This is a genomic window from Nocardioides sp. QY071 (assembly GCF_029961765.1).
In the GTDB taxonomy this organism is placed as follows: Bacteria; Actinomycetota; Actinomycetes; order Propionibacteriales; family Nocardioidaceae; genus Nocardioides.
The window spans coordinates 5,442,745-5,465,303 of the sequence record NZ_CP124681.1; the positions used below are offsets into that span (position 1 = coordinate 5,442,745).

27 protein-coding genes are annotated in these 22,559 nt (G+C 72.6%); 12 read left to right on the forward strand and 15 right to left on the reverse strand.

The window, feature by feature from the left end:
- Positions 1-2 precede the first annotated feature (2 nt).
- From QI633_RS26130 to QI633_RS26140, 3 genes are read left to right on the forward strand one after another with little or no spacing between them, the layout of a single operon-like run.
- Positions 3-2,540, forward strand: a complete 2,538-nt coding sequence (locus tag QI633_RS26130) for a DUF4118 domain-containing protein (protein ID WP_282427613.1) — start codon at positions 3-5, stop codon at positions 2,538-2,540.
- The gene (locus tag QI633_RS26135; protein ID WP_141796684.1) at positions 2,537-3,220 is read left to right on the forward strand and encodes a response regulator; all 684 of its coding nucleotides are present in this window, start codon (positions 2,537-2,539) and stop codon (positions 3,218-3,220) included. Before QI633_RS26130 ends, QI633_RS26135 begins: the two co-directional genes overlap by 4 nt.
- Before the next feature lie 26 nt (positions 3,221-3,246).
- Positions 3,247-3,720 (forward strand): thioesterase family protein, encoded by a 474-nt coding sequence (locus QI633_RS26140; protein ID WP_282427614.1) that lies wholly within the window; start codon positions 3,247-3,249, stop codon positions 3,718-3,720.
- Here QI633_RS26140 and QI633_RS26145 read toward each other — a convergent pair.
- The 4 genes from QI633_RS26145 to QI633_RS26160 all read right to left on the reverse strand — a co-directional run bounded on the left by QI633_RS26145 (position 3,714) and on the right by QI633_RS26160 (position 7,131).
- A complete protein-coding gene (locus QI633_RS26145) occupies positions 3,714-4,433 on the reverse strand; it encodes a DUF4184 family protein (protein ID WP_282427615.1) in 720 nt (239 codons plus the stop codon). The two genes, QI633_RS26140 and QI633_RS26145, sit on opposite strands and share 7 nt — an antisense overlap.
- A gap of 1 nt (position 4,434) precedes the next feature.
- Positions 4,435-4,743 (reverse strand): DUF1905 domain-containing protein, encoded by a 309-nt coding sequence (locus QI633_RS26150; protein ID WP_282427616.1) that lies wholly within the window; start codon positions 4,741-4,743, stop codon positions 4,435-4,437.
- Positions 4,744-4,843: 100 nt separating this feature from the next.
- Complete coding sequence (locus QI633_RS26155; protein WP_282427617.1) at positions 4,844-6,094, reverse strand: ankyrin repeat domain-containing protein; 1,251 nt, start codon at positions 6,092-6,094, stop codon at positions 4,844-4,846.
- The gene (locus tag QI633_RS26160) at positions 6,091-7,131 is read right to left on the reverse strand and encodes an SMP-30/gluconolactonase/LRE family protein (RefSeq protein WP_282427618.1); all 1,041 of its coding nucleotides are present in this window, start codon (positions 7,129-7,131) and stop codon (positions 6,091-6,093) included. The genes QI633_RS26155 and QI633_RS26160 overlap by 4 nt, the downstream gene beginning before the upstream one ends.
- Positions 7,132-7,275: 144 nt before the next feature.
- Here QI633_RS26160 and QI633_RS26165 point away from each other — a divergent pair, with 144 nt between their 5' ends.
- Genes QI633_RS26165 through QI633_RS26175 form a run of 3 tightly spaced genes read left to right on the forward strand, consistent with a single transcriptional unit; the run spans position 7,276 to position 9,638 of the window.
- Positions 7,276-8,520: a sensor histidine kinase gene (locus QI633_RS26165; RefSeq protein WP_282427619.1), complete on the forward strand. Its 1,245-nt coding sequence runs from the start codon at positions 7,276-7,278 to the stop codon at positions 8,518-8,520.
- A complete protein-coding gene (locus QI633_RS26170) occupies positions 8,517-9,143 on the forward strand; it encodes a response regulator transcription factor (RefSeq protein WP_349016708.1) in 627 nt (208 codons plus the stop codon). The genes QI633_RS26165 and QI633_RS26170 overlap by 4 nt, the downstream gene beginning before the upstream one ends.
- Before the next feature lie 12 nt (positions 9,144-9,155).
- Entirely contained in the window at positions 9,156-9,638 is a 483-nt protein-coding gene (locus QI633_RS26175; RefSeq protein WP_141796679.1) for a nucleoside deaminase, read from the forward strand.
- A gap of 69 nt (positions 9,639-9,707) precedes the next feature.
- On the opposite strand, the gene QI633_RS26180 is transcribed toward QI633_RS26175, so the two are convergent.
- Both QI633_RS26180 and folE read right to left on the reverse strand, forming a co-directional pair.
- Positions 9,708-10,904 carry an FAD-dependent oxidoreductase gene (locus QI633_RS26180; RefSeq protein WP_282427620.1) on the reverse strand — a complete coding sequence of 399 codons (1,197 nt, stop codon included), beginning with the start codon at positions 10,902-10,904 and terminating at the stop codon, positions 9,708-9,710.
- Complete coding sequence (gene folE, locus QI633_RS26185) at positions 10,901-11,473, reverse strand: GTP cyclohydrolase I FolE (RefSeq protein WP_282427621.1); 573 nt, start codon at positions 11,471-11,473, stop codon at positions 10,901-10,903. Before folE ends, QI633_RS26180 begins: the two co-directional genes overlap by 4 nt.
- 99 nt (positions 11,474-11,572) lie before the next feature.
- Here folE and QI633_RS26190 point away from each other — a divergent pair, with 99 nt between their 5' ends.
- A complete protein-coding gene (locus QI633_RS26190) occupies positions 11,573-12,208 on the forward strand; it encodes a pentapeptide repeat-containing protein (protein ID WP_282427622.1) in 636 nt (211 codons plus the stop codon).
- A gap of 36 nt (positions 12,209-12,244) precedes the next feature.
- Here the strand turns inward: QI633_RS26190 and QI633_RS26195 are convergent, their stop codons facing one another.
- The 5 genes from QI633_RS26195 to QI633_RS26215 all read right to left on the reverse strand — a co-directional run bounded on the left by QI633_RS26195 (position 12,245) and on the right by QI633_RS26215 (position 16,152).
- A complete protein-coding gene (locus QI633_RS26195) occupies positions 12,245-12,838 on the reverse strand; it encodes a TetR/AcrR family transcriptional regulator (protein ID WP_282427623.1) in 594 nt (197 codons plus the stop codon).
- Between the two features lie 30 nt (positions 12,839-12,868).
- Positions 12,869-13,549, reverse strand: coding sequence for an ABC transporter ATP-binding protein (locus QI633_RS26200; protein ID WP_282427624.1), 681 nt, complete (start codon positions 13,547-13,549; stop codon positions 12,869-12,871).
- A gap of 26 nt (positions 13,550-13,575) precedes the next feature.
- Positions 13,576-14,673 carry an ABC transporter permease gene (locus QI633_RS26205; protein ID WP_282427625.1) on the reverse strand — a complete coding sequence of 366 codons (1,098 nt, stop codon included), beginning with the start codon at positions 14,671-14,673 and terminating at the stop codon, positions 13,576-13,578.
- Positions 14,674-14,749: 76 nt separating this feature from the next.
- Positions 14,750-15,040: a hypothetical protein gene (locus tag QI633_RS26210; RefSeq protein WP_282427626.1), complete on the reverse strand. Its 291-nt coding sequence runs from the start codon at positions 15,038-15,040 to the stop codon at positions 14,750-14,752.
- A gap of 50 nt (positions 15,041-15,090) precedes the next feature.
- Complete coding sequence (locus QI633_RS26215; protein ID WP_282427627.1) at positions 15,091-16,152, reverse strand: oxygenase MpaB family protein; 1,062 nt, start codon at positions 16,150-16,152, stop codon at positions 15,091-15,093.
- A gap of 61 nt (positions 16,153-16,213) precedes the next feature.
- Here QI633_RS26215 and QI633_RS26220 point away from each other — a divergent pair, with 61 nt between their 5' ends.
- Genes QI633_RS26220 through QI633_RS26230 form a run of 3 tightly spaced genes read left to right on the forward strand, consistent with a single transcriptional unit; the run spans position 16,214 to position 17,789 of the window.
- On the forward strand, positions 16,214-16,822 hold the full coding sequence (locus QI633_RS26220; RefSeq protein WP_141796671.1) for a TetR/AcrR family transcriptional regulator: 609 nt from the start codon (positions 16,214-16,216) through the stop codon (positions 16,820-16,822).
- A gap of 20 nt (positions 16,823-16,842) precedes the next feature.
- Positions 16,843-17,310, forward strand: a complete 468-nt coding sequence (locus QI633_RS26225; RefSeq protein WP_282429327.1) for a GNAT family N-acetyltransferase — start codon at positions 16,843-16,845, stop codon at positions 17,308-17,310.
- Positions 17,307-17,789, forward strand: a complete 483-nt coding sequence (locus tag QI633_RS26230; protein ID WP_282427628.1) for a GNAT family N-acetyltransferase — start codon at positions 17,307-17,309, stop codon at positions 17,787-17,789. The genes QI633_RS26225 and QI633_RS26230 overlap by 4 nt, the downstream gene beginning before the upstream one ends.
- Here QI633_RS26230 and QI633_RS26235 read toward each other — a convergent pair.
- Positions 17,769-18,650, reverse strand: coding sequence for a helix-turn-helix domain-containing protein (locus QI633_RS26235; protein ID WP_282427629.1), 882 nt, complete (start codon positions 18,648-18,650; stop codon positions 17,769-17,771). The genes QI633_RS26230 and QI633_RS26235 overlap by 21 nt on opposite strands.
- 50 nt (positions 18,651-18,700) lie before the next feature.
- Here QI633_RS26235 and QI633_RS26240 point away from each other — a divergent pair, with 50 nt between their 5' ends.
- On the forward strand, positions 18,701-19,090 hold the full coding sequence (locus QI633_RS26240) for a VOC family protein (protein WP_141796668.1): 390 nt from the start codon (positions 18,701-18,703) through the stop codon (positions 19,088-19,090).
- A gap of 53 nt (positions 19,091-19,143) precedes the next feature.
- On the forward strand, positions 19,144-19,422 hold the full coding sequence (locus QI633_RS26245; RefSeq protein ID WP_141796667.1) for a hypothetical protein: 279 nt from the start codon (positions 19,144-19,146) through the stop codon (positions 19,420-19,422).
- Between the two features lie 5 nt (positions 19,423-19,427).
- On the opposite strand, the gene QI633_RS26250 is transcribed toward QI633_RS26245, so the two are convergent.
- From QI633_RS26250 to QI633_RS26260, 3 genes are read right to left on the reverse strand one after another with little or no spacing between them, the layout of a single operon-like run.
- A complete protein-coding gene (locus tag QI633_RS26250) occupies positions 19,428-20,771 on the reverse strand; it encodes an NAD-dependent succinate-semialdehyde dehydrogenase (protein WP_282427630.1) in 1,344 nt (447 codons plus the stop codon).
- Positions 20,772-20,820: 49 nt separating this feature from the next.
- Complete coding sequence (locus QI633_RS26255) at positions 20,821-21,621, reverse strand: ABC transporter permease (RefSeq protein WP_141796665.1); 801 nt, start codon at positions 21,619-21,621, stop codon at positions 20,821-20,823.
- A gap of 13 nt (positions 21,622-21,634) precedes the next feature.
- Positions 21,635-22,558 carry an ABC transporter permease gene (locus QI633_RS26260; protein WP_282427631.1) on the reverse strand — a complete coding sequence of 308 codons (924 nt, stop codon included), beginning with the start codon at positions 22,556-22,558 and terminating at the stop codon, positions 21,635-21,637.
- Between the last annotated feature and the right edge of the window lies 1 nt (position 22,559).

Sequence of the window (22,559 nt, forward strand, 5' to 3'; positions counted from 1 at the left end):
ACATGAAGCGAGGTCGGCTGCGGGTCTACCTCGGCGCCGCTCCCGGCGTCGGGAAGACCTACGCCATGCTCGGCGAGGGCCGGCGCCGGCTGGACCGCGGCACCGACGTGGTCGTCGGATACGTCGAGACGCACGGCCGCAGCCACACCGCGACCATGCTCGACGGGCTCGAGGTGGTGCCGCGCAGGACCGCGCGCTACCGCGGCACCGACCTGGAGGAGATGGACCTCGACGCCGTGCTGCGGCGCCGGCCGAAGGTCGTGCTCGTCGACGAGCTGGCGCACACCAACGTGCCCGGCTCGCGCAACGCGAAGCGCTGGCAGGACGTGCAGGAGGTCCTCGACGCCGGCATCGACGTCATCTCCACCGTCAACGTGCAGCACCTCGAGTCGGTCAACGACGTGGTCGAGAAGATCACCGGGGTCCGGCAGCAGGAGACGGTGCCGGACGCGGTGGTCCGCGCCGCGGACCAGGTCGAGCTGGTCGACATGTCCGCCGAGGCACTGCGCCGCCGGCTCGCGCACGGCAACGTCTACGCGCCCGACAAGATCGACGCCGCGCTCTCCAACTACTTCCGCGAGGGCAACCTCACCGCGCTGCGCGAGCTGGCGCTGCTCTGGGTCGCCGACAAGGTCGACGACGCGCTGCTGGGCTACCGCCGCCGGCACGACATCACCGGCACCTGGGAGGCCCGCGAGCGGGTCGTGGTCGGACTGACCGGCGGTCCCGAGGGCGAGCAGCTCGTACGACGGGCCGCGCGGATCGCCGCCCGCTCGGGCACCGGCGACCTGCTGGCCCTCCACGTCAGCCGCTCCGACGGGCTCACCGGCGCCGACCCCACGCACCTCACCCACCAGCACCAGCTGGTCGAGTCGCTCGGCGGCACCTATCACCAGCTGCTCGGCGACGACGTCCCCGAGACCCTGCTCGCCTTCGCCCGCGCGGAGAACGCGACCCAGCTGGTCCTCGGGGACAGCAGGCGCTCGCGGTGGGCGGCGTACGTCCTGCCGCCGGGGATCGGCGCCCGCACCATCCGCGCGTCCGGCGACATCGACGTGCACATCGTGTCCCACACGCATGCCGGGCAGGGCCGCCGGCTCCCGGTGGGCCGGGGCGCGCTGAGCCTGCGCCGGCGGATGCGCGGCTACGCGCTCGCGGTGCTGCTGCCCGCGCTGCTCACCCTCGCCCTGCTGCCGGTCGACCACGCGCTCAACCTGGTCAGCGACGTGCTGCTGTTCCTGCTGCTCGTGGTCTCCGTCGCGCTCGTCGGCGGCGTCGGTCCGGCCGTGGTGGCGGCGCTGTTCGGGTCCTTCCTGCTCAACTACTTCTTCACCGAACCCGTGCACACGCTGACGATCGCGAGCACCAACAACGCGCTGGCGCTGGGCGTCTACCTGCTGGTGGCGGTGATGGTGAGCTCCGTGGTCGACCTGGCCGCCCGGCGCACCCGACAGGCGGCGCGCGCCGTCGCCGAGTCCCACGTCCTCGCCAGCCTGGCCGCCACCCCGCTCACCGGCAGCCACGACCTGGCCGTACTGCTCGAAAGGTTCCGGGAGAGCCTGTCGCTGGAGTCGGTCGCCTTCCTCGAGAAGGAGGACCGGGCCTGGCGTCTGCTGAGTGCGGCGGGGCCGGACCCGGCGACGAACCCGGAGGCGGCGGACACCGTCGTACCCGCGGGCCCGGACACCTCGCTCGCTTTGCGCGGTCGCGGCCTGGCGCCCGAGGACGCCCGTGTCGCCGCGGCGTTCGCGGCGCGGACCAGCCAGGCTGTGCACCAGATCCGGCTGGCCGAGGAGGCCGCCCGGGCGGGAACGCTGGCCGAGGCCAACAACGTGCGTACGGCGCTGCTGGCCGCCGTCGGCCACGACCTGCGCACCCCGTTGGCGGCCGCGAAGGCCGTCGTGTCGGGGCTGCGCGCCGAGGACGTCACGCTGACCGCCGAGGACCGCCGCGAGCTGCTCCGCACCGCCGACGACGCGCTCGACACCCTCGCCGGGCTGGTCGACAGCCTGCTCGACCTGAGTCGGCTGCAGGCCGGTGCGCTGCCGGTGCACCTGTCGCCCACCCTGGTCGAGGACGTGATCGCCGGCGCCCTCGACGACGTCAGCATCACCGGCCCGGTACGCCTCGACGTCGCCGAGGTCCTGCCGCCCGCGCTGGTCGATGCCGCCCTGCTGGAGCGGGTGGTGGTCAACCTGCTGACCAACGCCCACCGCTACGCCCCCGAAGGCGCCCCGCCACTGCTGACCGGCAGCGCCGTGCTCGACCGCGTCGAGATCCGGGTCGTCGACACCGGACCGGGCATCCCGGCGGCCGAGTACGAGCGGGTGTTCCTGCCGTTCCAGCGGCTCGGCGACCACGACAACAGCACCGGCGTCGGCCTCGGCCTGGCCCTGTCCCGCGGCCTGGTCGAGGCCATGGGCGGCACACTGGAGCCCGAGGAGACGCCCGGTGGCGGGCTGACCATGGTGATCTCGCTGCCCGTCGCGGCCGGCGAGCCCGCCGGAGGAGACCTCGGCATCAGGGAGCGGGTGGGATGACGCGGATCATGGTCGTCGACGACGAGCCGCAGATCGTGCGGGCACTGTCGATCAACCTCCGGGCGCGCGGCTACGAGGTCACCACCGCCGGCGACGGCACCGAGGCCGTCGCGGTCGCCGACCTCGCCCCGCCCGACCTGGTCATCCTCGACCTCGGCCTGCCCGACCTCGACGGCGTCGACGTGATCACCCGGCTGCGCGCGCGATCCGCCGTCCCCATCCTCGTGCTGTCGGGTCGCAGCGACAGCGCCGACAAGGTCGAGGCCCTCGACGCCGGCGCCGACGACTACGTGACCAAGCCGTTCGGGATGGACGAGCTGCTCGCCCGGCTGCGGGTGATGGAGCGTCGTACCGCTCCCGACGACGACGGCGGCGCCGCCACGGTGGTCGCCTTCGGCGACGTCACCGTCGACCTCGGCGCCACCCGGGTCACCGTGCGCGGCGAGGAGGTCCGGCTGACGCCCACCGAGTGGCACCTACTCGAGGTGCTGCTGCGCAACCCCGGCCAGCTGCTCAGCCAGCGCCAGCTGCTGACCGAGGTGTGGGGGCCCGGCTACGAGAACGCCCACGGCAACCTGCGGCTCTACGTCGCCCAGCTGCGCCGCAAGCTCGAGGCCGACCCCGCCCGGCCGGTGCACCTGCGCAACGAGCCGGGGATGGGCTACCGCTTCGAGCTGTGAGCCGTGGTCCTGCGAGGATGCCGGGCGTGGGCAAGGTCTTCGAGTGCGAGATCCAGGCGCGACTGCGCGACATCAACCTCGGCGGCCACGTCGACAACGTCGAGGCGATCCGGGTGCTCGACGAGGCCCGGCTGCTGTTCTTCCGGCACGCCGATCTCGGTGATCCGGACGGCCGCCGGGGCCTGCTGCGCGACCTTCCGTCCGGCGTGACCGAGCTGGTCGGCTCCCAGCACGTCGAGTACCACGCCGAGATGCGCTTCGCCGCCTACCAGCCCTTCTTGGTGCGGATCTGGGTCAGCCACGTCGGCCGCTCGTCGTTCGCGGTCTCGCTCGAGCTGCGCGTGGGCCTCGACCACCCACCGGCGGTCGTCGCCGAGACGAGCGCGGTGTTCTGGGACACCGCGGCCGGTTCGTCGTGGCCGATCTCCGAGGCGGTGCGGGCTGCGCTGGCGTCGTACACCGGTCCGGCGGTGGCGCTCAGGCCCCGACCGGGTCACTGACCTCGGGCGCGAGCCGCCAGGCGACCCCGAGGACCCCGACCGACGCCGCGAGGGCGAGGATGCCCGCGACCGCGGCGTGGAAGGCGGCGTCGTGCCAGCCGTGGTCGAGGTGCAAGAGGCCACCGGTCACCGAGATCGCCGTGGCGGCGGCGAGACCGGCCGGCAGAGTGGCCGCGGGCAGCCGCCGGGGCCGGGGGCGCGACCCGTGGCGAGCGCCGGACGTGCCGGAGGATCGCCCAGCCCACGACGAGCAGGCCGAGGACGCCCGACGCGAACTGCGCCCACTGCTGGCCCGGCAGCGCGCCGTGGGTCTGCTCCAGCCAGGCGACGTGCCGCACACCCCAGCGGCCCTGGTGGGTGAACGAGTCCCACAGCGTGTGGGTGAGCGAACCCACGACAGCCGCGAGTGGCGCGAGCAGCCAGGCCCGGCGCCCGATCCGGGCACGAGCGGGAAGGCGCCCGCGGACGAGGTCCGGGGCGGTGTCGACGAGTGCGTCGCGACCCGACAGGTCCCAGAACGCCAGCAGCGCGAGGGTCAGGGCGAGGTCGATGCTGACGACGCCGGCCAGGCTGTGGCTGAACCCGTAGAGCCCCCAGGTCTGCACCAGCACCGGCAGGTCCGGGGCCATCGACCCGATCACCGATGCCGACAGCGGTAGACCGAGACCACGCAACGGCAGCACCGCCGCCGGGTGGGCCAGGGTGACCGGCACGTCAGGACCTCGGCGCCAGCTCCAGGGTCGCGGTGAGCCGCTGCCCGACCTCGATCCCCTCGGCCCGTCGTACGGCGACCTTCAGCGGCACCAGGTAGCGCCCGTCCTTCGGGAAGAGCGCGGTGCGGAAGTCGGTGTCACCGATGCGCACCTCGACCGCGACCTGGCCCCAGTACTCCTGCCCGCGCGCGGCCTCCTTGATGTCGTCGCTGGTCTCGGCCGGCACCTCGAGGAACACGAACGGGGCGGGCCCGCGCCACTCGATCGCGGTGCCGCAGAAGACGAAACCGGGGTCGGGGGACACGGGCACCCGGCCACGGTAGTCCCCGGCCCCGATTCACCGCACCCCATGCGCATCGGCGCGGAATCAGGCGAATCCACGACCAGAACGCATGGGGTGCGGTCCAGGGTCAGCGGCGCAGCAGGTCCGCGATCTCGTCGTACCCGCGTTGCTCGGCGTGCTGCAGGGGCGTGACACCGCCGCGGTCGGCGATGGACGGGTCGGCCCCGGCGTCGAGCAGGATCCGGATGATCTCCTGGTACGGCTCGCTCCCGTTGCCGAGGATCACCGCCTCCAGCATGGAGGTCCAGCCGAGGCCGTTGACGTGGTCGATGTCGACGTCGGTCTTCACCACCCGGCGGATGTAGTCGACGTGGCCGCGCTCGCCGGCGGGGATCGGCGAGAGGCCGCCGTACCGGTTCTTGATGGTCAGGTCGGGGTTCGCCGGCAGCAGCGCCTCGAGCATCGCGACGCTTCCGGTCACACCGGTCACCAGCCACGGGGTGTCATGGCGGTCGTCGAGGGCGTCGGGATCGGCGCCCATCGCGACCAGGACGTCGGCGACCGCGACGTGGTCGTACGTCGAGGCGAGCAGCAGGGCCGTGCGCTCGTGGTCGTCGCGGGCCTCGATGTCGGCGCCGGCACGCAGGGCGACAGCGACGGCGTCGGCGTCACCGGTACGGGCGGCGCGCAGCAGCGCGGCGTTCGCGTCGGCCGGCTTCTCCGCTCTGTTCGTCACCTTCCTCAGGATCCTCTCCAGTCCGTCGTACCCGCGTTCACGGGCCATCTGCAGCGGGGTCAGTCCCGCCGACGGCGAGACCTTGTCGAGCTGGACACCGCCGGCGGCGAGCACCCGGACGGTCGTGGCGTACGACGCCGTGTCCTCGCCGAGCCAGACCGCCTCGTGGATGGCCTGGTAGCCGATCCGGTTGACGTGGTCGCGGTCGATGCCGGCCCGCAGCAGCTCGCCGACGACCAGCCCGTGGCCGCGCTCGGCGGCGCGGATCAGGCCGGTGCCGTTCCAGCTGTCCTTGTCGTCGACCGTCGCGCCGTGGCGCAGCGTGAGCCGGAGCAGGTCGAGGTAGCCCTCGCTGGTGGCGATCAGGTACGCCGACTGCTCGGTCTCGTCCTTCGCGTCGACGTCCGCGCCCCGCTCCAGGAGGGAGCGGGCGCGCGGGACGTCGTTCCTCCAGGCCGCGTCCCGCAGGCGTTGGTCGAGCCGGGCCTGCGGGACGGCGGGCGTCTCCGACGGCCTGTCGGCGGGGCTCGTCGACGGCGCGGCGTCTCGTGGCGGTCGCTGCGCGACCTCCTCGACGTCCGGCCCGCACGCGCCCAGGACGAGCGCGAGCGGGAGGGTGGCGACGACGAGCCGGCGGTTCATCGGGTCGGGTCCGCGATGATCTCGTACGGCCCCGAGGCGACGGCCTCGTCGAACTTGCTGTCGACGTACAGCACGTCGCCGCGGAACTCCTTCGCGGTGGTCAGCACCCGGTTGGCCGAGGACGCGCGCTGCCGGACGAGCTTGGCCTTGCGGCCGTCCTCGGACAGGCGCAGGGTCGCGATCTGCTTCTTGAAGTTGCGGACCACGGTGAGGCGGTTGTTCTGCAGGACCAGGCCGTCGGCGTCGGTCAGGTCGGCGCCGCCGGTCCTGACCTCGGTGACCTTGCCGGTCTTGAGCGCGAAGCGCCACAGCCTGCCGGTGTTGCCCTGCGCGACGACGAGCGCCTTCTGGTCCTTGGTCACGACGATGCCGCCGAGGTTGAAGCCGGGGGCGACCGCGATCTCGGCGCTGGCGTCGGAGAAGAGCTTCACGCTCCAGCCGTCCTTGCCCTTGGCGACCTTGTAGACCTCGGCGTCCTTGGAGTTGGTGAAGTAGGCCGCACCGTCGGGGCCGATCGCCACGTCGTTGAGGAAGACGGGCTTGCCGGGGATCTGGAGGGCGGCCAGCAGGTTGCCCTTCTTGGAGTAGACCCACAGGTCGGGGCGCGAGGGGTTGTCGGTGCCGGGGTTGGCGATGCCGTTGGCGCCGGCGTCGTTGATGCCGTTGGGGCCGCCGGCGATGTAGATGCGGCCCTTGTCGTCGACCGTCACGCCGCGGGCGGTGTAGCGACCGTCGGTGCCGTTGCCCGCGAGCCACTCCTGGGTCTGCGAGACGCCCGCCTTGCCGCGGTGGATCTCGCCACCGGTGACCTCGCTGACGTAGAAGCGGCCGCGCTTCTCGTCCGCGCCGATGCCCTCGAACTTGGAGCCGGCGTCGCCCGGGTTCACGACCGGGTCGCCGGTCAGGTTGTAGACCGCGGCGTGGCCGTTGCCGGTGTCCTTGCCGGCGAAGGCGGGGGTGGCGGTGCCGAACGCGGCGCCGAGGGTGCCGACCGCGGTCGCGGCGAGCAGCGTGCTGGCGATGGTCTTGCGGTTCATCGTCTCTCCTGGAGTGGGGGGATCAGGTTGATGTGCTCCACTCTCGCCCGGCGCCGGGCCACCGGACGTCGGGCAGCCGGCTACCCCTCGATAGCCAATCGGTTGATGCCGCCGACCGCCGTTCCTCCCTAGGGTGGGCGCACCATGTCCCTGCCCTCCCTGTCCCCGCGACGGCCGGTCTCGCTCGACCTGCGCCGGCCCGGCGAGCACGGCATCCTCGCGCCGGCCGGCCGCCTCGACCGCTGGCTGCTCGTCGTGCTCGTGGTCATGCTCGTCACCTGCGCGGTGCGGTACGTCGACCGCCACGCCGTCGACGCGACCGGCGTCGCGGTGCTGGCCGGTGCCCTGGTCCTGGGCCTCGCGTACGCCACCCGGGGCCTGCTGGCCGACCGCAGCTGGTGGCCGACGGTGTGGGTGACCGGCATGGTGGTGCTGTGGGGCGCACTGACCGCGGTGGCGCCGTCGTTCGCCTGGTGCGCTGTCCCCGTCGCGTTCGCGGTGATGCGGGTGCTCCCGTTCGCCTGGGCGGTCGGCACCGTCGTAGTGATGACCGTGCTGCTCACCGCCGCCTGGCAGCGGATCACCGACGGCTTCGACCCGGTCCAGGTGGCCGGCCCGATCGGCGTCGGCCTGGTCACCGTGCTCGCCTACCGTGCGCTCGACAACGAGTCGCGGGCACGCCAGGACCTGCTCGACCAGCTGGTCGAGGCGCAGGCCGAGCTCGCCGAGGAGCAGCACCGCACCGGCGCCCTCGCCGAGCGGACCCGGCTTTCCCGCGAGATCCACGACTCCGTCGGGCAGGGCCTGTCCAGCATCAACCTGCTGCTCCAAGCCGCCGAGCAGTCCTGGTCCGCGCAGCCGACGACCGCCCGCGAGCACGTCCGGACCGCGGCCGCGACGGCCCGTGACGGCCTCGACGAGGTACGCCGCGTCGTACGCGACCTGGCGCCCGCCGACCTCGCCGGCGACGTCACCGGCAACGCCCTGCCCGACGCGCTGCGCCTGGCCGCCGACCAGTGGGCACAGGCGTCCCCCGGCATGCGGGTCGAGGTCCGCGTGGACGGCGAGCCGGTCGTCGTGTCCCCGGACGTGGCGGCCGCGCTGGTGCGCACCGCCCGCGGAGCCCTGGCCAACGTGCGCGAGCACGCCGGCGCGCAGCGGGTCGCGCTCACCTTGACCTACCACCTCGACGAGGTGGTGCTGGACGTCCGCGACGACGGTCGCGGCTTCGAACCCGCGCAGGTACGGCCCTCCGGCACCCGGGGCCGCGGCCTCGCCGGCGTCCGCGACCGGGCGGAGGCCCTCGGCGGGCGCGCCGACGTCGAGAGCGCCCCGGGCGAGGGCACGACCGTGTCCGTCCGCTTCCCCCTCTCCGAGGAGACATCGTGATCCGGATCGTGCTGGTCGACGACCACCCGGTCGTCCGGGCCGGGCTGCGTGCCCTCGTCGACGGGCAGGAGGACCTCTGCGTGGTCGGCGAGGCCTCCGGTCTCGACCAGGCGGTCGCGGTGGTCACCGCGGACCGGCCCGACGTGGTGCTCATGGACCTCAGCCTCGGTGACGGCGAGGCCGGTGGCGCAGAGGTCACCGGCGCGCTGCGGGCGCTGTCCACGCCGCCGGAGGTGCTGGTGCTGACGACGTACGACACCGAGTCCGACATCCTGCGCGCGCTCGAGGCCGGCGCCCGCGGCTACCTGCTCAAGGACGCCCCGCCCGACGAGCTGTTCGCAGGCATCCGCGCCACCGCGCGCGGGGAGACCGTGCTGGCTCCGTCGGTCGCCGCGACCTTGGTCCGTCGTACGACGCCCGGCGCGGTCACCATCACCGAGCGCGAGGTCGAGGTGCTCGAGCTGCTCTCCCGGGGCCTCGGCAACAAGGAGATGGCCCGCGAGCTGTTCGTGTCCGAGGCGACCGTCAAGTCGCACCTCTCGCACATCTACACCAAGCTCGGCGTCGACACCCGGGCCGGCGCCGTCGCCGCCGCCATCGAGCGGCGGATCATCCGCGCCTGAGGAGGCACTGTCATGACCATCTCCACCGAGGACCTGCGCCACCTGGCACGCTGCGTCGAGCTCGCCGAGACCGCCGTCGGTCTCGGCGACGAACCGTTCGGCTCGGTCCTGGTCGCCGCCGACGGCACCGTGCTGCTCGAGGACCACAACCGGGTCAGCGGCGGCAACGGCACCCAGCACCCCGAGCTCGCGATCGCCCTGTGGGCCGCGGCCAACGTGCCGGAGGGTGAGCGCCCGGCGCTGACCGTGTACACCTCCGGCGAGCACTGCGCGATGTGCTCGGCCGCCCACGCCTGGGCCGGCCTGGGCCGGATCGTCTTCGCGACGTCCACGCCCCAGCTCGTGCAGTGGTACGCCGACCTCGGCCTCCCCGCCTCCCCCGTCACCCCGCTGCGGATCACCGAGGTCGCGCCCGGGATCCCCGTCGACGGGCCGGTGGAGGAGTTCGCCGAGCGGCTGCGGACGCTGCACGCCCAGCACCACGGCCGCTTGTAACTAAGTGTTACAGCACGGTTCTCCACAACATGCGTCCCATCAGTCCCAATTGCGCGACGTAACACTTAGTTACATGAGATCCCCAAGCGGCACCGCCGGGTCCCTGACCGCCTCCGTGGCCGGTCGACCGACGACCGCACGCAGCGGGCCGATCGCGTCCCAGTCGTTGAGGTGCATCCCGGCGGCCACCCGGTCCTCGCGCAACCACAGCACGCTCGCCTGCCGGGCGGCCAGGTCGCCGCGGACCACGAGGTCGTCGTACCCGGCACCGTGGCCGACGTACTCCATTCCGAGGTCGTACTGGTCGGTGAAGAAGTACGGCAGCCGCGTGTACGGCTCGTCGCTGCCGAGCATCACCCGCGCCGCATGGCTCCCGTGGTGGATGGCGGTGTCCCAATGCTCGACGCGGACGTGGGTGCCGAGGGTGGGGTGGTCGTGGTTGGCGACGTCGCCTGCGGCGAAGACATGGGGGTCGGGGGTGCGCAGCCAGGCGTCGACGAGGATGCCGTTGTCGACGGCGAGACCCGCGCGGGCGGCGAGCTCGTCGGTGGGCGAGACACCGACGGCCACGACGAGCAGGTCGGCGACGACGGGGTCGGCGCCCTCGACGTGGACGACTGCCTCGCCGTGCTCGTTCTCGACGCCGGCGACCCGGACGCCGAGGCGCAGGTCGACGCCGTGCTCGCGGTGCAGGTCGGCGAACACGGTCGCGATCTCGTCGCCGAGCACGCGCTGCAGCGGCAGCGGCGCCGACTCGAGGACGGTCACCGAGGCGCCCCGCTGGCGGGCTGCCGAGGCGACCTCGAGGCCGATCCACCCGGCGCCGATGATCGCGATCCGCGCGCCCTCGCTCAGCCGCTCGCGCAGGGCGAGTGCGTCGTCGAGGGTGCGCAGGTGGAGCACCGGCGCGCCGGAGCCGTCCGCCATCGGCAGGTGTCGCGGGGTGGCGCCGGTGGCGAGGAGCAGCCGGTCGTAGGGCAGCTCCCCGGACCTGAGCTGCACCCGCCTGCGGTCGAGGTCGATCGCCGTCGCCACGGTCCCCTCGCGCAGGTCGACCTGGTGCTCGTCGTACCACTCGCGCGGGTGGATCTGGGCCTCGTCCGGCTCCGACGAGCCGAGGAGCAGTCCCTTCGACAGCGGCGGTCGCTCGTACGGCGGGTGCGGCTCGCCGCCCACGACGACGATGTCGCCCGTGTGCCCCTGCTCGCGCAGCTCGCCCGCGGCGTTGGCCGCGGCCAGCCCGCCACCGATCACCACGACGTTCATCGCCGCCCCCTCGTCAGGTCGAGGAACTCCGCACGGCTGCGGGCGTCGTCGCGCAGCTGCCCGAACATGGCCGAGGTCAGGGTCCGGGAGCCGGTCGCCCGGGCTCCGCGCAGGCTCATGCAGGTGTGCTGGGCGTCGATGACGACGCCGACGCCACGCGGCTCGAGCGCCCGCTGGAGGTGGTCCGCGATCCGCTTGGTCAGGCGCTCCTGGGTCTGGGGCCGGCGGGCGTGGTGGTCGACCATCCGGGCGAACTTGGACAGCCCCAGGATCCGGCCGCCGGGCAGGTACCCGACGTGTGCGACGCCGACGAACGGCAGCATGTGGTGCTCGCACAGCGACTGCACCGGGATGTCCTCGACCAGCACCAGCTCGTCGTACGCGTCGTCGTTGGGGAACGTCGTCAGCTCGAACTCCGGCGGCGAGGTCAGCTCGACCAGCGCGTCGACCATCCGGCGCGGGGTGTCGGTGAGGTGTTCGACCGTCAGGTCCAGCCCGAGCGCGGTGAGCAGGTCGACGGCCGCGCGGCGGGCCTCGGTGCGGTCGACCGAGGGACCGTCGGTGACCACCCGCGGTCGCCACTCACTTTCTAAAACTGTCACGCTTCCTATTTAGAGGCTGTGGAGGGCCGTCTGTCAACAGTCGGACCCTGCCTCCACACTCCTCCCATGGCTGAGCGACGACACGGAACCCCGACCCCGCCGACCGACACGGAGGTCGTCGCCGAGCGCTGGGACGGCGAGGACCTGTCGGGCCGGAGCTTCGAGCGGGTGGCCTTCGTCGACGTCGACCTGACCGACGTCGTCGCGCGCGGCGCGACGTTCGAGGAGTGCAGCTTCCGCGACTGCGACCTCAACGGCGCTCGGTTCACCGACACCGGCTTCCTCAACTGCACCTTCACCAAGTCCGCCTTCTTCGGCGCGCGGTTCGAGGGCTGCAAGCTGGTCGGGTCGATCTTCGACCGGTGCCGGTACGGGCCGGTCGAGGTGGTCGGCGGCAACTGGCAGTTCGTCGGGCTGCCCGGCGCCGACCTGCGGCAGGCCACGATCCGACGCGCGAGCTTCCGGGAGGCCGACCTCACCGGCGCCCGGCTCACCGGCGCGACCCTGCACCACGTCGACCTCGGCGGCGCCTGGCTCCACGAGGCCGACCTGTCCGGGGCCGACCTGCGCGGCTCCGACCTGACCTCGGTCGACCCGGTCGCCGCCTCCCTCGGCAAGGCCGTGATCGACCTCGACCAGGCCGTGGTGCTGGTGCGCGCCCTCGGCCTGAAGGTGGAGGAGGCGGTGCCGATGGAGTCCTGACAACTCCACAACGGACCGGTCCGGCGTGCCGCCGGATCAGTCGAGCCCGGCCACCGCGGTCGCGGCCCGGTGCAGCTCCTCGCGTACGACGGACGCCGGCACGCCGTTCGCCACGAGGTCGGCCGACGACCGGACCAGCCCGGCCACGAGCAGCGCGCGGACCCGCGCCTCCTCCGGCGTACGGGCGCCGCCGGCCCGGAGGATGTCGCCGAGCGTGGCGTACAGCTCCCGGTGCCGCTGCCCGAAGTGGGCGACGATCTCGGGCGAGAGCTCGGGCGCCGCGGCGCTCGCGTCGACCAGGGCGCCGTGCGCCTCGTCGGTGACGAAGTCGAGCTGCACGTCGAGCCAGGCGTGCAGGCCGGCGGCCGTCGGGCCGAGCTCGTCGACGACCGCTTGCGCGCGGGCGAGGAGCGGGTCCATCTCCCGGTCGAACCAGACCTGGAGGATGTGCCCCTTCGTCGGGAAGTAGCGATAGAGCGAGGTCCGGCCGAGCCCGACCTCGGCGGCGATGTCGCCGAGCGAGACCGCCGCGACCCCGCGCTCCGCGAACAGCCGCTGGGCGGCCTCGACCACGGCGGCCTCCTGCGCGGCGACATGCTCGGCGATGTTCGCGCCGGTGATCCGCGGCATGGCTCTCCTCCCGTGGGTCGGGTCGGGCGATCAGGTCCTGCTCTCCACCCGGACCACACCCTGGCTGAGGTGCAGGTGGCGGTCCGCCCGGGCGGCCTGGTCCGGGTCGTGGGTGACCACCACGGTAGCGGCGCCGACGCGCCGGGCCTCGTCGAGGAGCAGGTCGAGCACGGCCTGACCCCGCTCGGGGTCGAGCGAGGCGGTCGGCTCGTCGGCGAGCACGACGCTCGGCTCGTTCATCAGCGCGCGAGCGATGCCGACTCGCTGGCGCTCGCCGCCGGACAGCTCGGCGGGCCGGGCGTCGAGGCGGTCGGCCAGGCCGACGCGGGCGAGCAGGTCGACCGCACGGGCCTTGGCGGCGCTGTCGAGGCTGCCGGCGATGTGGGCGACGATCTCGACCTGCTCGCGGGCGGTGAGTGCAGGCAGCAGGTTGGGCGACTGGAAAACGATCCCGACCTGGTCGCGGCGCAGCCGGACCCGGCCGCGGTCGGAGAGCGCGCTCGCGTCGCTGCCACCGAGCAGCACCCGGCCCTCGTCGGGGGCGCGGAGCAGGCCGGCCACCGCGACGAGGGTCGACTTGCCGGAGCCCGAGGCGCCGGTGACCGCGACGGTCTCGCCCGGCTGGACCTCGAGGTCGAGCCGGTCGAGGAGGACGCGGCGTGTGGTGCCGTCCGGGACGGCGACGGTGATGTTCTCCAGGCGCAGGGACATGGGGTTCTCCTTCAGCTCGGTCGAGGTCAGTCGGCGCTGCGCAGCGCCATGGCGGGGTCGACGGACACCACGTGCCGGATTCCGGCAAGACAGCCGAGCAGGCCGGCGACGACCAGCAGCCCGAGGGCGGTCAGGGCAGGTCCGGCCGCGAGCCGGAAAGGCACGGCGGTGTTGCCGATGAGCGCACCGACGCCGAACGCGACCAGCCCGCCCAGCGCCGTGGCGCCGAGGAGCACGACGACCAGCTGCCCGACGGCATCACGGGCCACGTACGCACGCGAGGCGCCGAGAGCCTTGAGCAGCGCGATCTGGCGGGCCCGCTGCATGGTCCACACCACGAAGAAGGCGCCGACGATGAGCGCGGAGATGACGAGCAGGAACCACTGGATCATCGACATGGTCTGGGTCTCACCGGCGTAGCCGGGCGAGCCGGCGTAGGCCTGCTCCTTGGTGACGGTCGCGGTGCCGGCGTCGGCGTCGATCCGCGCGGCCGCGGCCGCGACCGCGTCGGGGTCGCCCTTCAGCGCGATCGCGGAGAAGCGGCCGCGGGCGTTGTCGCCGTACAGCAGCGACTGCCAGGTCTCGAGGCCGGTGAAGGCGATCTCGACGTGGCCGTACGAGCCGGCGTAGGTGAAGCCGAGGACCGGGACCAGCTCGTCGACGCCGACGATGGTCAGCTCGTCACCGACCTCGATCCCCTGCTCCTCGAACTCGTGGCTGAGCACCAGCCCCGGTGGTCCGGCGAGCGCCTCCTCGGCGTCGTGGCGTGGGGCGAGGAAGGAGCCGGCGGGTACGCCGAACAGCGCGATGTCGACCGTCGTACCGCCCTCGGTGCGGGCGTTCACGAAGGAGACGCCGAGCGGCGAGGCCTCGATGCCGTCGACGCCCGACCACCGCTGGAGGTCCTCGTCGTTGAGCGTGGAGCGGCTGAAGGTCTCCTCCGCGCCTGACTGGAACGCCAGGTGGGTCATGTGCAGGCGGCGCAGGCCGGAGATGCCGTCGTCGACGAGCCCGTTGGCCAGGCCGGACAGCATGGTCGCCAGCATCGCCACGAGGGCGATCACCGACCCGACGAGGACGAACCGCCCCCGAGCGACACGCAGCTCCCTCAGCGCGAGGTACATCTCCACCACTCCCTATTTGCAGACACTGTGTCGACATCATAGCGACATGGTGTCTGCAAACAGAGGATCGAGACCTTCAGCCCTTCTGGATCGCCGCCAGGACGGCGTCCAGCTTCGTCTTCAGCTCGGGCACCTCGTCGAGCAGGACGAGCTTCTCGTTGAGGTCGCCCAGCAGCGCCTGCACCTCGCCGAGCACCACCTTGGTCTCGGCCAGCGTGGTGTCGACGCTGGTCAGCTTGCCGTCGACGTCGGCCAGCGTGGTGCCGACGGTGCCGAGCGTGGTGTCGACGTTTCCGAGCGCGGTCTCGGCGCTCTTGAGCACCTTGTCGGCGCGCTTCAGCACGTCGGCGACGGGATTCAGCCCCATGGATCCTCCTTCAGCACACGAACAGTGGGCTCACTCTGGCAGGCGGGCCCTCAGGCCAGGCGGCCCAGCACGGCCTCGGACTCGACGAGCCCGGCGTCGCTGGGCGCCTCGCCCCGCCCGAACACCGACTGGCGCTGCTTGGCGCGCCAGGCCAGGTGCGCCTGGGCCGGCCGGTCGTACCCGTAGCGCTCCTGGGCCTGCACCGGCGTCAGCAGCTCCGGGGTCACCGGGGCCACGCCGAGCAGGACCGGCGCGACCACCGGGACGGTGCTGGGCGAGAGCAGCCCGAGGATGCGCAGCTGGAGCCGCTTGCTCACCGAGATCGCGGCGAAGGTCGCGCGCAGCACCGGCCGCGCCAACACGTCCATGAACCGCGGCTGGGTCACCTCGCCCATCTCCCGCATCCAGTGCGGCAACGTCGCGATCACGCCGGCGCGGAAGAACCGCCCGACGACCCACTGCGCCGGGCGCAGCACGAGCGGCACCTCGACGAGCTGGTCGATGTCCATCAGGTGCTTCATCGCCCGCTGCGCGATGGGCGAGCCGGACATCACCGGCCGCATCCGCTCGTAGTAGGAGTGCAGCTCGGCGCGCGAGCGCGGTACGTCGTCGGGCGAGCAGGTCTGCAGCTCGGCGGCCCGCGCGCACTCCTCCCAGTACTGCGCCTCCTCGGCCTCGGACAGTCGCCCCGGCCCGTACATCTCGTACGCCTTGAGCACCGAGTGCCAACCGGTGACGAGGATCCACAGCTGCGAGTCGGGGTCGTTGGCGTCGTACTGCCCACCGCCGTAGGGCTCGGTGCCGATCGCCTTGCTGTGCACCTTGACCAGCACGTCTGCGGCGCGGGCCGTGGCCCGGCTGCCGCCGAAGGCGACCAGCGCGAAGTAGTGGATGGTGCGGTCGTAGCGGGTCTTCGGCCGCCTGTAGATGTCCTGGGTCCGGTCGACCGAGGCCACCAGGTTGGGGTCGAGCTCCTCGGCGACGACCGCCCGGCTGAAGCCGATGGTCAGCGAGGTCGGGTAGCCCCAGACCTTCCAGGCCACGGACTCGGGGCCGAAGAAGCCGTAGTCCTCGGCGGGCGTGATCTCACGGGAGCGTTTCAGGATCGCCATGGTCCCAGAATGCTACGGTCGTGTAGTAAATGGAAGCGGGAGTTCGACCTAGGGTGGGCACATGTCCGAGACCGCCCGCAAGCGCCGCCCGTACGCCGCGCGCGTGCCGATGGCCGAGCGCCGCGAGCAGCTCCTCGACGCCGCCCTGACGATCATCGACCGCGACGGGTACGACGGCGTCTCGATCGACGCCATCGCCCGCGAGGTCGGGGTCACCCGGCCGGTGGTGTACGGCGCCTTCGACGGGCTCGGCCCGCTGCTGACCGCGCTCCTCGACCGGCAGCAGCAGCGCGCGATCACCCAGCTCTACGGCGCCCTCCCGCTCGCCGCACTGGCCGGCACCCCGCTCGCGATCGTCGAGCAGGGCATCCCGGCGCTGCACGCGATGGTGCTGGCGGACCCGCTCACCTGGCGCGCGATCCTCCAGTCGCCGGGCAACGTCCCGGACCCGGTGCGCGAACGGATCGAGGGCGACCGCGGCCGGGTGCTGGGCACGATCCGGATGATGGTCGCCGCGGTCCTGCCGGGCGCGGACGCGGAGGTGCTCGCCCACGCGATCCTCGCGCTGCTGGAGCACTTCGGCCAACAGGTGCTCGCCGACCCGGAGCGGTTCACAGCCGAGCGACTCACTGCGGCCGCCCGGGCGATGATCGGGGCGTGGCTCCCGTGACCGGCCCCGCGCCCAGCCCCGTGACGGTCCGGCTCGCGGCTCCCGCCGACGCCTTCGTGGTCGGCGGCCTGCTGTTCGACTTCAACACCGAGTTCGCGTCGCCGACGCCGAGCGCGGCCGACTTCGGCGACCGCTTCGCCACCCTGCTGACGCGACCCGACGTCCTCGTCGTGCTCGCCGAGGACCCGGCCACCGGCGACGCGACCGGGTTCGGCTACCTCACTCTGCGTCCCACGCCGTACGGCGACGGCCCGCTCGCCCAGCTCGAGGAGCTCTACGTCGTCCCGCCACTGCGTGACCGGGGCATCGGCACCGCCCTGCTGACCCGCGCGGTCGCCGAGGTCGAGCAGCGCGGCGCGATCGAGGTGCACATCAACGTCGACGAGGTCGACACCGAAACCCGGCGGTTCTACGAGCGGCACGGGTTCACGAACATCGAGCCCGGCGCGGACTACCGCATGCTCTGCTACCTCCGCGAGCTGACGTGACGCGGCTCAGGCCGGCCCGAGCGGGCGAGGCCGCCCTGCTGTCGGACCTCGCGCTGCGGTCGAAGGGCCATTGGGGCTACGACGCAGCCTTCCTCGAGGCCTGCCGCGACGAGCTGACGATGCGCGACGAAGAGCTCGCCGCGCGTCGTACCGTCGTCGCGGAGCTGACCGACAGCCGGGGCGGCCGGGTCGTCGGCTTCCGCACCCTCGAGGGCGAGCCGCCGGTGGGGGTGCTCGGGATGATGTTCGTCGACCCGGACGCGATCGGCCGCGGCGTCGGCGGCGCGCTGGCCCGCCACCTGATCGAGGAGGCTCGCGCCACCGGCTTCACCCGGCTCACCATCGACGCCGACCCCAACGCGGAGGCGTTCTACCTCGCCCAGGGCGCGGTCCGGGTCGGCGCGACGCCGTCGGGCTCGATCGCCGGCCGGGTGCTCCCGCAGCTGGAGCTCGATCTCTCAGGCCCGGTGGTCTCGTGACGGTCGCTGCGCGACCTCCTCGACCTCCGGCGCCGGCTCCGCGCTGAACTCCCCCGGCGTGACGCCGGTGACCGCGCGGAAGTCCCGCGTGAGGTGGGCCTGGTCGGCGTACCCCAGCTCGACGGCCACCCGCGCCAGGTCGACCCGCTCGCCGGCGCGCAGCAGGTCCGCCGCGTCGTGCAGCCGGCGGCGCTGCACCAGCCACTTCGGCGAGAGCCCGATCCGGCGCCGGGTCAGCCGCTGCAGGGTCCGCTCGCCGATGTCGAACTTCTCGCACACCTGGGAGACCCGCTGCACCTCGCGCTCGCCCTCGATGTACTCGACGATCGCGTTGACCAGCCGCCCCTCGTCGTCGACCGGCACGAGTACGGCGAGCGCCTCGGCCACCAGCGCGCACGCCTCCTGCTGGCGGGCGACCTCGGCGGGATCGTCCCCGAGCGCCTCCGCCACCGCGCCGACCAGGCCCGCCGCGTCCAGACCGGCGACGGACGCCAGCGGGCGACGCTGGTTGGTCAGCTCCGCCACCGGCCCGCCGACCAGCGCCAGCCCGGCGGCCGGCTGCATCATGGCGCCGACCACCCAGCCGGACCCGCTGAGCTCCTCGGTGCTCAGCCCGGCGTGCGGGCCGACCAGCTGCGCGCCGTCCGGGCCGACGACGACCTGGCACACCGGGTACTGCAACACCCGCTGCACCGAGGTCTCGCCCGGCGGCAGCGACCAGACCGGCACCCAGAACCGGCGTACGGCGTCGGCCAGGGACGGCGGCGGGGCGTAGCGCCGCAGCGACGGGGCGAACCCGCGAACGTCGCGCAGGGCTGCGGGCTCGACGACGTCGAGCGGTCCGTCGGGCGTCCAGCGCATGTGTCGGATTCTTTCAAGACACTGTCGGTGCCCCGAGGGAAGGTGGGGACATGACTTCTCCCGTGACCGAGCTCATCGCCTTCACCATCGACTCCGCCGATGCCGCGGCGCTGGCCCGCTTCTACGCCGAGCTGACCGGCGGCGAGGTGACCGGCGACTACCCGGAGTACGGGTACGCGTCGGCCTCCGTCCTGGGCGCGACCTTCAACTTCCAGACCGTGCAGGACTTCTCCCGCCCGCAGTGGCCCGGCCAGGCGCACCCGCAGCAGTTCCACCTCGACTTCCGGGTGCCCGACCTCGAGGCGGCGACCGCGCACGCCCGCTCGCTCGGCGCGAGCGTGGCCGAGACCCAGCCGGCCGCGGAGGTGGGTGGCGCGTGGCGGGTCATGCTCGACCCCGACGGCCACCCGTTCTGCCTGTGCCCGCCGCAGGAGGCCTGAGCGCGTTCGCCCGAACCGGTGACAGCCCGGCGCACCCCGGCCCATGATGGGGCATGCGCCGGGTGCACCAACCCCTCCCGAGCGCGGGCGCGGCCTACCTCGACGCCCGCGGGGACGGTCGTGCGCTGAGGGTCAGCTGGCACGCGGAGGCCGAGGTCGTCGTCCTGTCCCTGTGGCGCGACAACGTCTGCACCGGCAGCTTCCAGCTCGCGCTCGAGGACGTCCCGGGCCTGGTCGACCTGCTCGCGGCCCGGTACGGCGACGCACCTGACGAATGGGCCGTTTATCCCCCCGATACGGAGCCCATTCGTCAGGTGCGTGGTGGAGCCTGAGCCGGTCAGCCGACCGTGCGGATCAGCTTCTTGTTGACGAACTCCTCCATGCCGTAGCGGCTCAGCTCACGGCCGAAGCCGGAGCGCTTGATGCCGCCGAACGGCAGCTCGGCCGCGTCGAGTCCGACGCCGTTGACGAACACCATGCCGGCCTCGATCTGGTCGGCCACGCGCTGGGCCTGGGCGGCGTCGGTGGAGAAGACGTAGGAGCCCAGGCCGTACGGCGTGTCGTTGGCGATCTGGACCGCCTCGTCCTCGTCGGCGGCGCGGAACACCATCGCCACCGGGCCGAAGAGCTCCTGGCGGTAGGCCGGGTTGTCGGTCGTGATGCCCGAGAGCACGCCGCTGGGGTAGAACGCGCCGTTGCGCTCCCCGGCGGTGGCCAGCTGCGCGCCACCCGCGACGGCCACCTCGACCTGCTTCGCGAGGTTCTCCGCGGCGGTGACCGAGGACAGCGGCGAGCCGCCGGAGGCCGCGAGCAGCTTCTCGGTGAACTTGGCGACGAACTCGTCGTACAGGCCGTCGACCACGATGAACCGCTTGCCGCCGTTGCAGACCTGGCCGGCGTTGTCCATGCGGGCGAAGACGGCGGCCTCGACGGTGGCGTCGAGGTCGTCGGAGGACAGCACGATGAACGGGTCCGAGCCGCCGAGCTCGAGGACGACCTTCTTCAGGTTGCGCCCGGCGATCTCGGCGACGGCGGCACCGGCACGCTCGGAGCCGGTGAGCGAGACACCCTGGACACGCGGGTCGGCGATGATGTCGGCGACCTGCTCGTTGGTGGCATAGATGTTGACGTAGGCGCCCTCGGGGAAGCCGGCGTCCTTGAAGATCTGCTCCTGCAGCGCGGCCGAGCGCGGGCACTGCGGCGCGTGCTTGAGCAGGATCGTGTTGCCGATGATCAGGTTCGGACCGGCGAAGCGGGCGATCTGGTAGACGGGGAAGTTCCACGGCATGATCCCGAGCAGGACACCGACCGGCATCTTGCGCACGACCGCGGTGCCCTCGCCCTCGCCGAGCTCGATCGGCTCGTCGGCGAGGAAGCGCTCGGCGTTGTCGGCGTAGAACTCGTAGATCGCGGCGGAGAAGTCGACCTCGCCCTCCGCGTCGGCGAGCGGCTTGCCCATCTCCTCGACCATCGCGGCCGACAGCTCGGCGCTGCGCTCGCGGTGCAGCTCGGCGACCCGGCGGATCAGCGCCGCCCGGTCGGCGACAGTGGAGGTCCGGCCCCAGGAGCCGTACGCCGCGGAGGCCGCGTCGATCGCGGCGGCGATGTCGGCGTCGGTGGCGGTCGGGAAGGTCTCGACCAGCTCCCCGGTCGCGGGGTTGCGGACGGCGTACTCGGTCATGGGGGTGGTGCTCCTTCTGGATGGGGTGTCGGTGGGTGCAACGGGTGGATCAGCGGACGCCCTCGACGTCGGAGGACAGCCGCTGCGCCAGCCAGACGGGGATGATCGAGAAGACGATCAGGACGACCGCGACGACGTTGACCACCGGGGCCTGGTTGGGGCGGAACATGTTGTTGAGGATCCAGATCGGCAGCGTGGTCGCCCCCTGTCCGGCCGTGAACGTGGTCACGATGATCTCGTCGAAGCTCAGTGCAAAGGCAAGCATGCCACCGGCGAGAAGCGCGGAGCGCAGCTGCGGGAGGGTGACCAGCCGGAAGGTCGTCAGCACGCCTGCGCCGAGGTCGGCGGAGGCCTCCTCGAGGCTGGTGCCCATCCGCCGCAGCCGGGCCTGCACGTTGTTGAAGACGGTCACGATGCAGAAGGTCGCGTGCGCCACGACGATGGTCCACAGCGACAGGTCGACGCCCATGATCCCCTTGAAGCCGTTGTTGAGCGCGATGCCGGTGACCACGCCCGGCAGAGCGATCGGCAGGATCACGAGCAGGTTGACGGCGTTCTTGCCGAAGAACGAGTAGCGCTGCAGGGCCAGGGCGAGCAGCGTGCCGAGGAGCAGTGCCAGCGCGGTCGCGATCACCGCGACCTGGAGGCTGGTCACCAGCGCCTCGCGGGCCCCGTTGCTGTGCGCGGCTCGGCGCCACCACTCGAAGGTGACGCCGTCCGGCGGCCAGGTCATCGACTGGCTCGGGTTGACCGAGTTCGCGACGACGACCAGCAGCGGCACGTAGATCAGCGCGAGCACGCCGAAGGTGAGGCCGGCCAGGACGCGCCGGGAGAGCGGGCTGAGGGTCATCGGAAGATCTCCATCAGAGGTTGTCCAGCGCGCCGGTACGACGGATCGCGGTCAGCAGCACCAGCATCACCACGATCGGGATCATCGCGATCGCCGCCGCCAGTGGCAGGTTGTTGGCCGCGCCCGCGTTGATGTAGACGAGGTTGCCGAGCATCTGGTTGGCTCCGCCGACGATGTTGACGGTGATGTAGTCGCCCATCGTGAGCGAGAAGCTGAAGATCGCGCCGGCCACGATGCCCGGGACGAGCAGCGGAAAGACGATCGAGCGCAGCACCAACCCGCTCGGGGCGCCGAGGTCGCCGGCCGCCTCGAGCAGCGAGTCGGGGACCCGCTCGAGCGAGGCGAAGATCGGCAGGATGACGTAGGGCAGCCAGATGTAGGCCTGGGTGATGATCACGGCGGTCAGCCCGTAGCCCGGCGAGCCGAAGCCGGTCCAGTCCGCGAGGCCGCCCTCGGAAAGCACGACCCGCCACGAGAAGACCTTCACCAGGTAGCTCGCCCACAGCGGGGTGAGCACCGCGACCACCAGCATCCGGCGCACGCGCGGCGAGGCGATCTTGGCCATGTAGAAAGCGATCGGCAGTGCGATCGCCACGTCGATGACGGTCACCGCGATCGCCACGCCGAGGGTGCGGAGGGTGACCGTGCGGTACACCTCGTTGTCGAGCAGCGTGCGGAAGTTGTCGAACGTCCACGTCCGGTCGATCTCACTGGTGAGGCTGTCCACCGACCACAGCGAGGTGATCAGCAGCGCCGCCAGCGCGACGACGTACACCAGGAGCATCCAGGCGAGCGGCGCGGAGAGCAGGAGCGAGAGCCGGAGCCACACCATGCGGTGCAGCAGCCGGGACCCCGGCCGGGCCACCGGTCCCCGCGGTGCGGGGTCGGTGGCCGGGCCGGGCCGGATGTCGCTGGGCGACGGGGACGCGGCGGACATG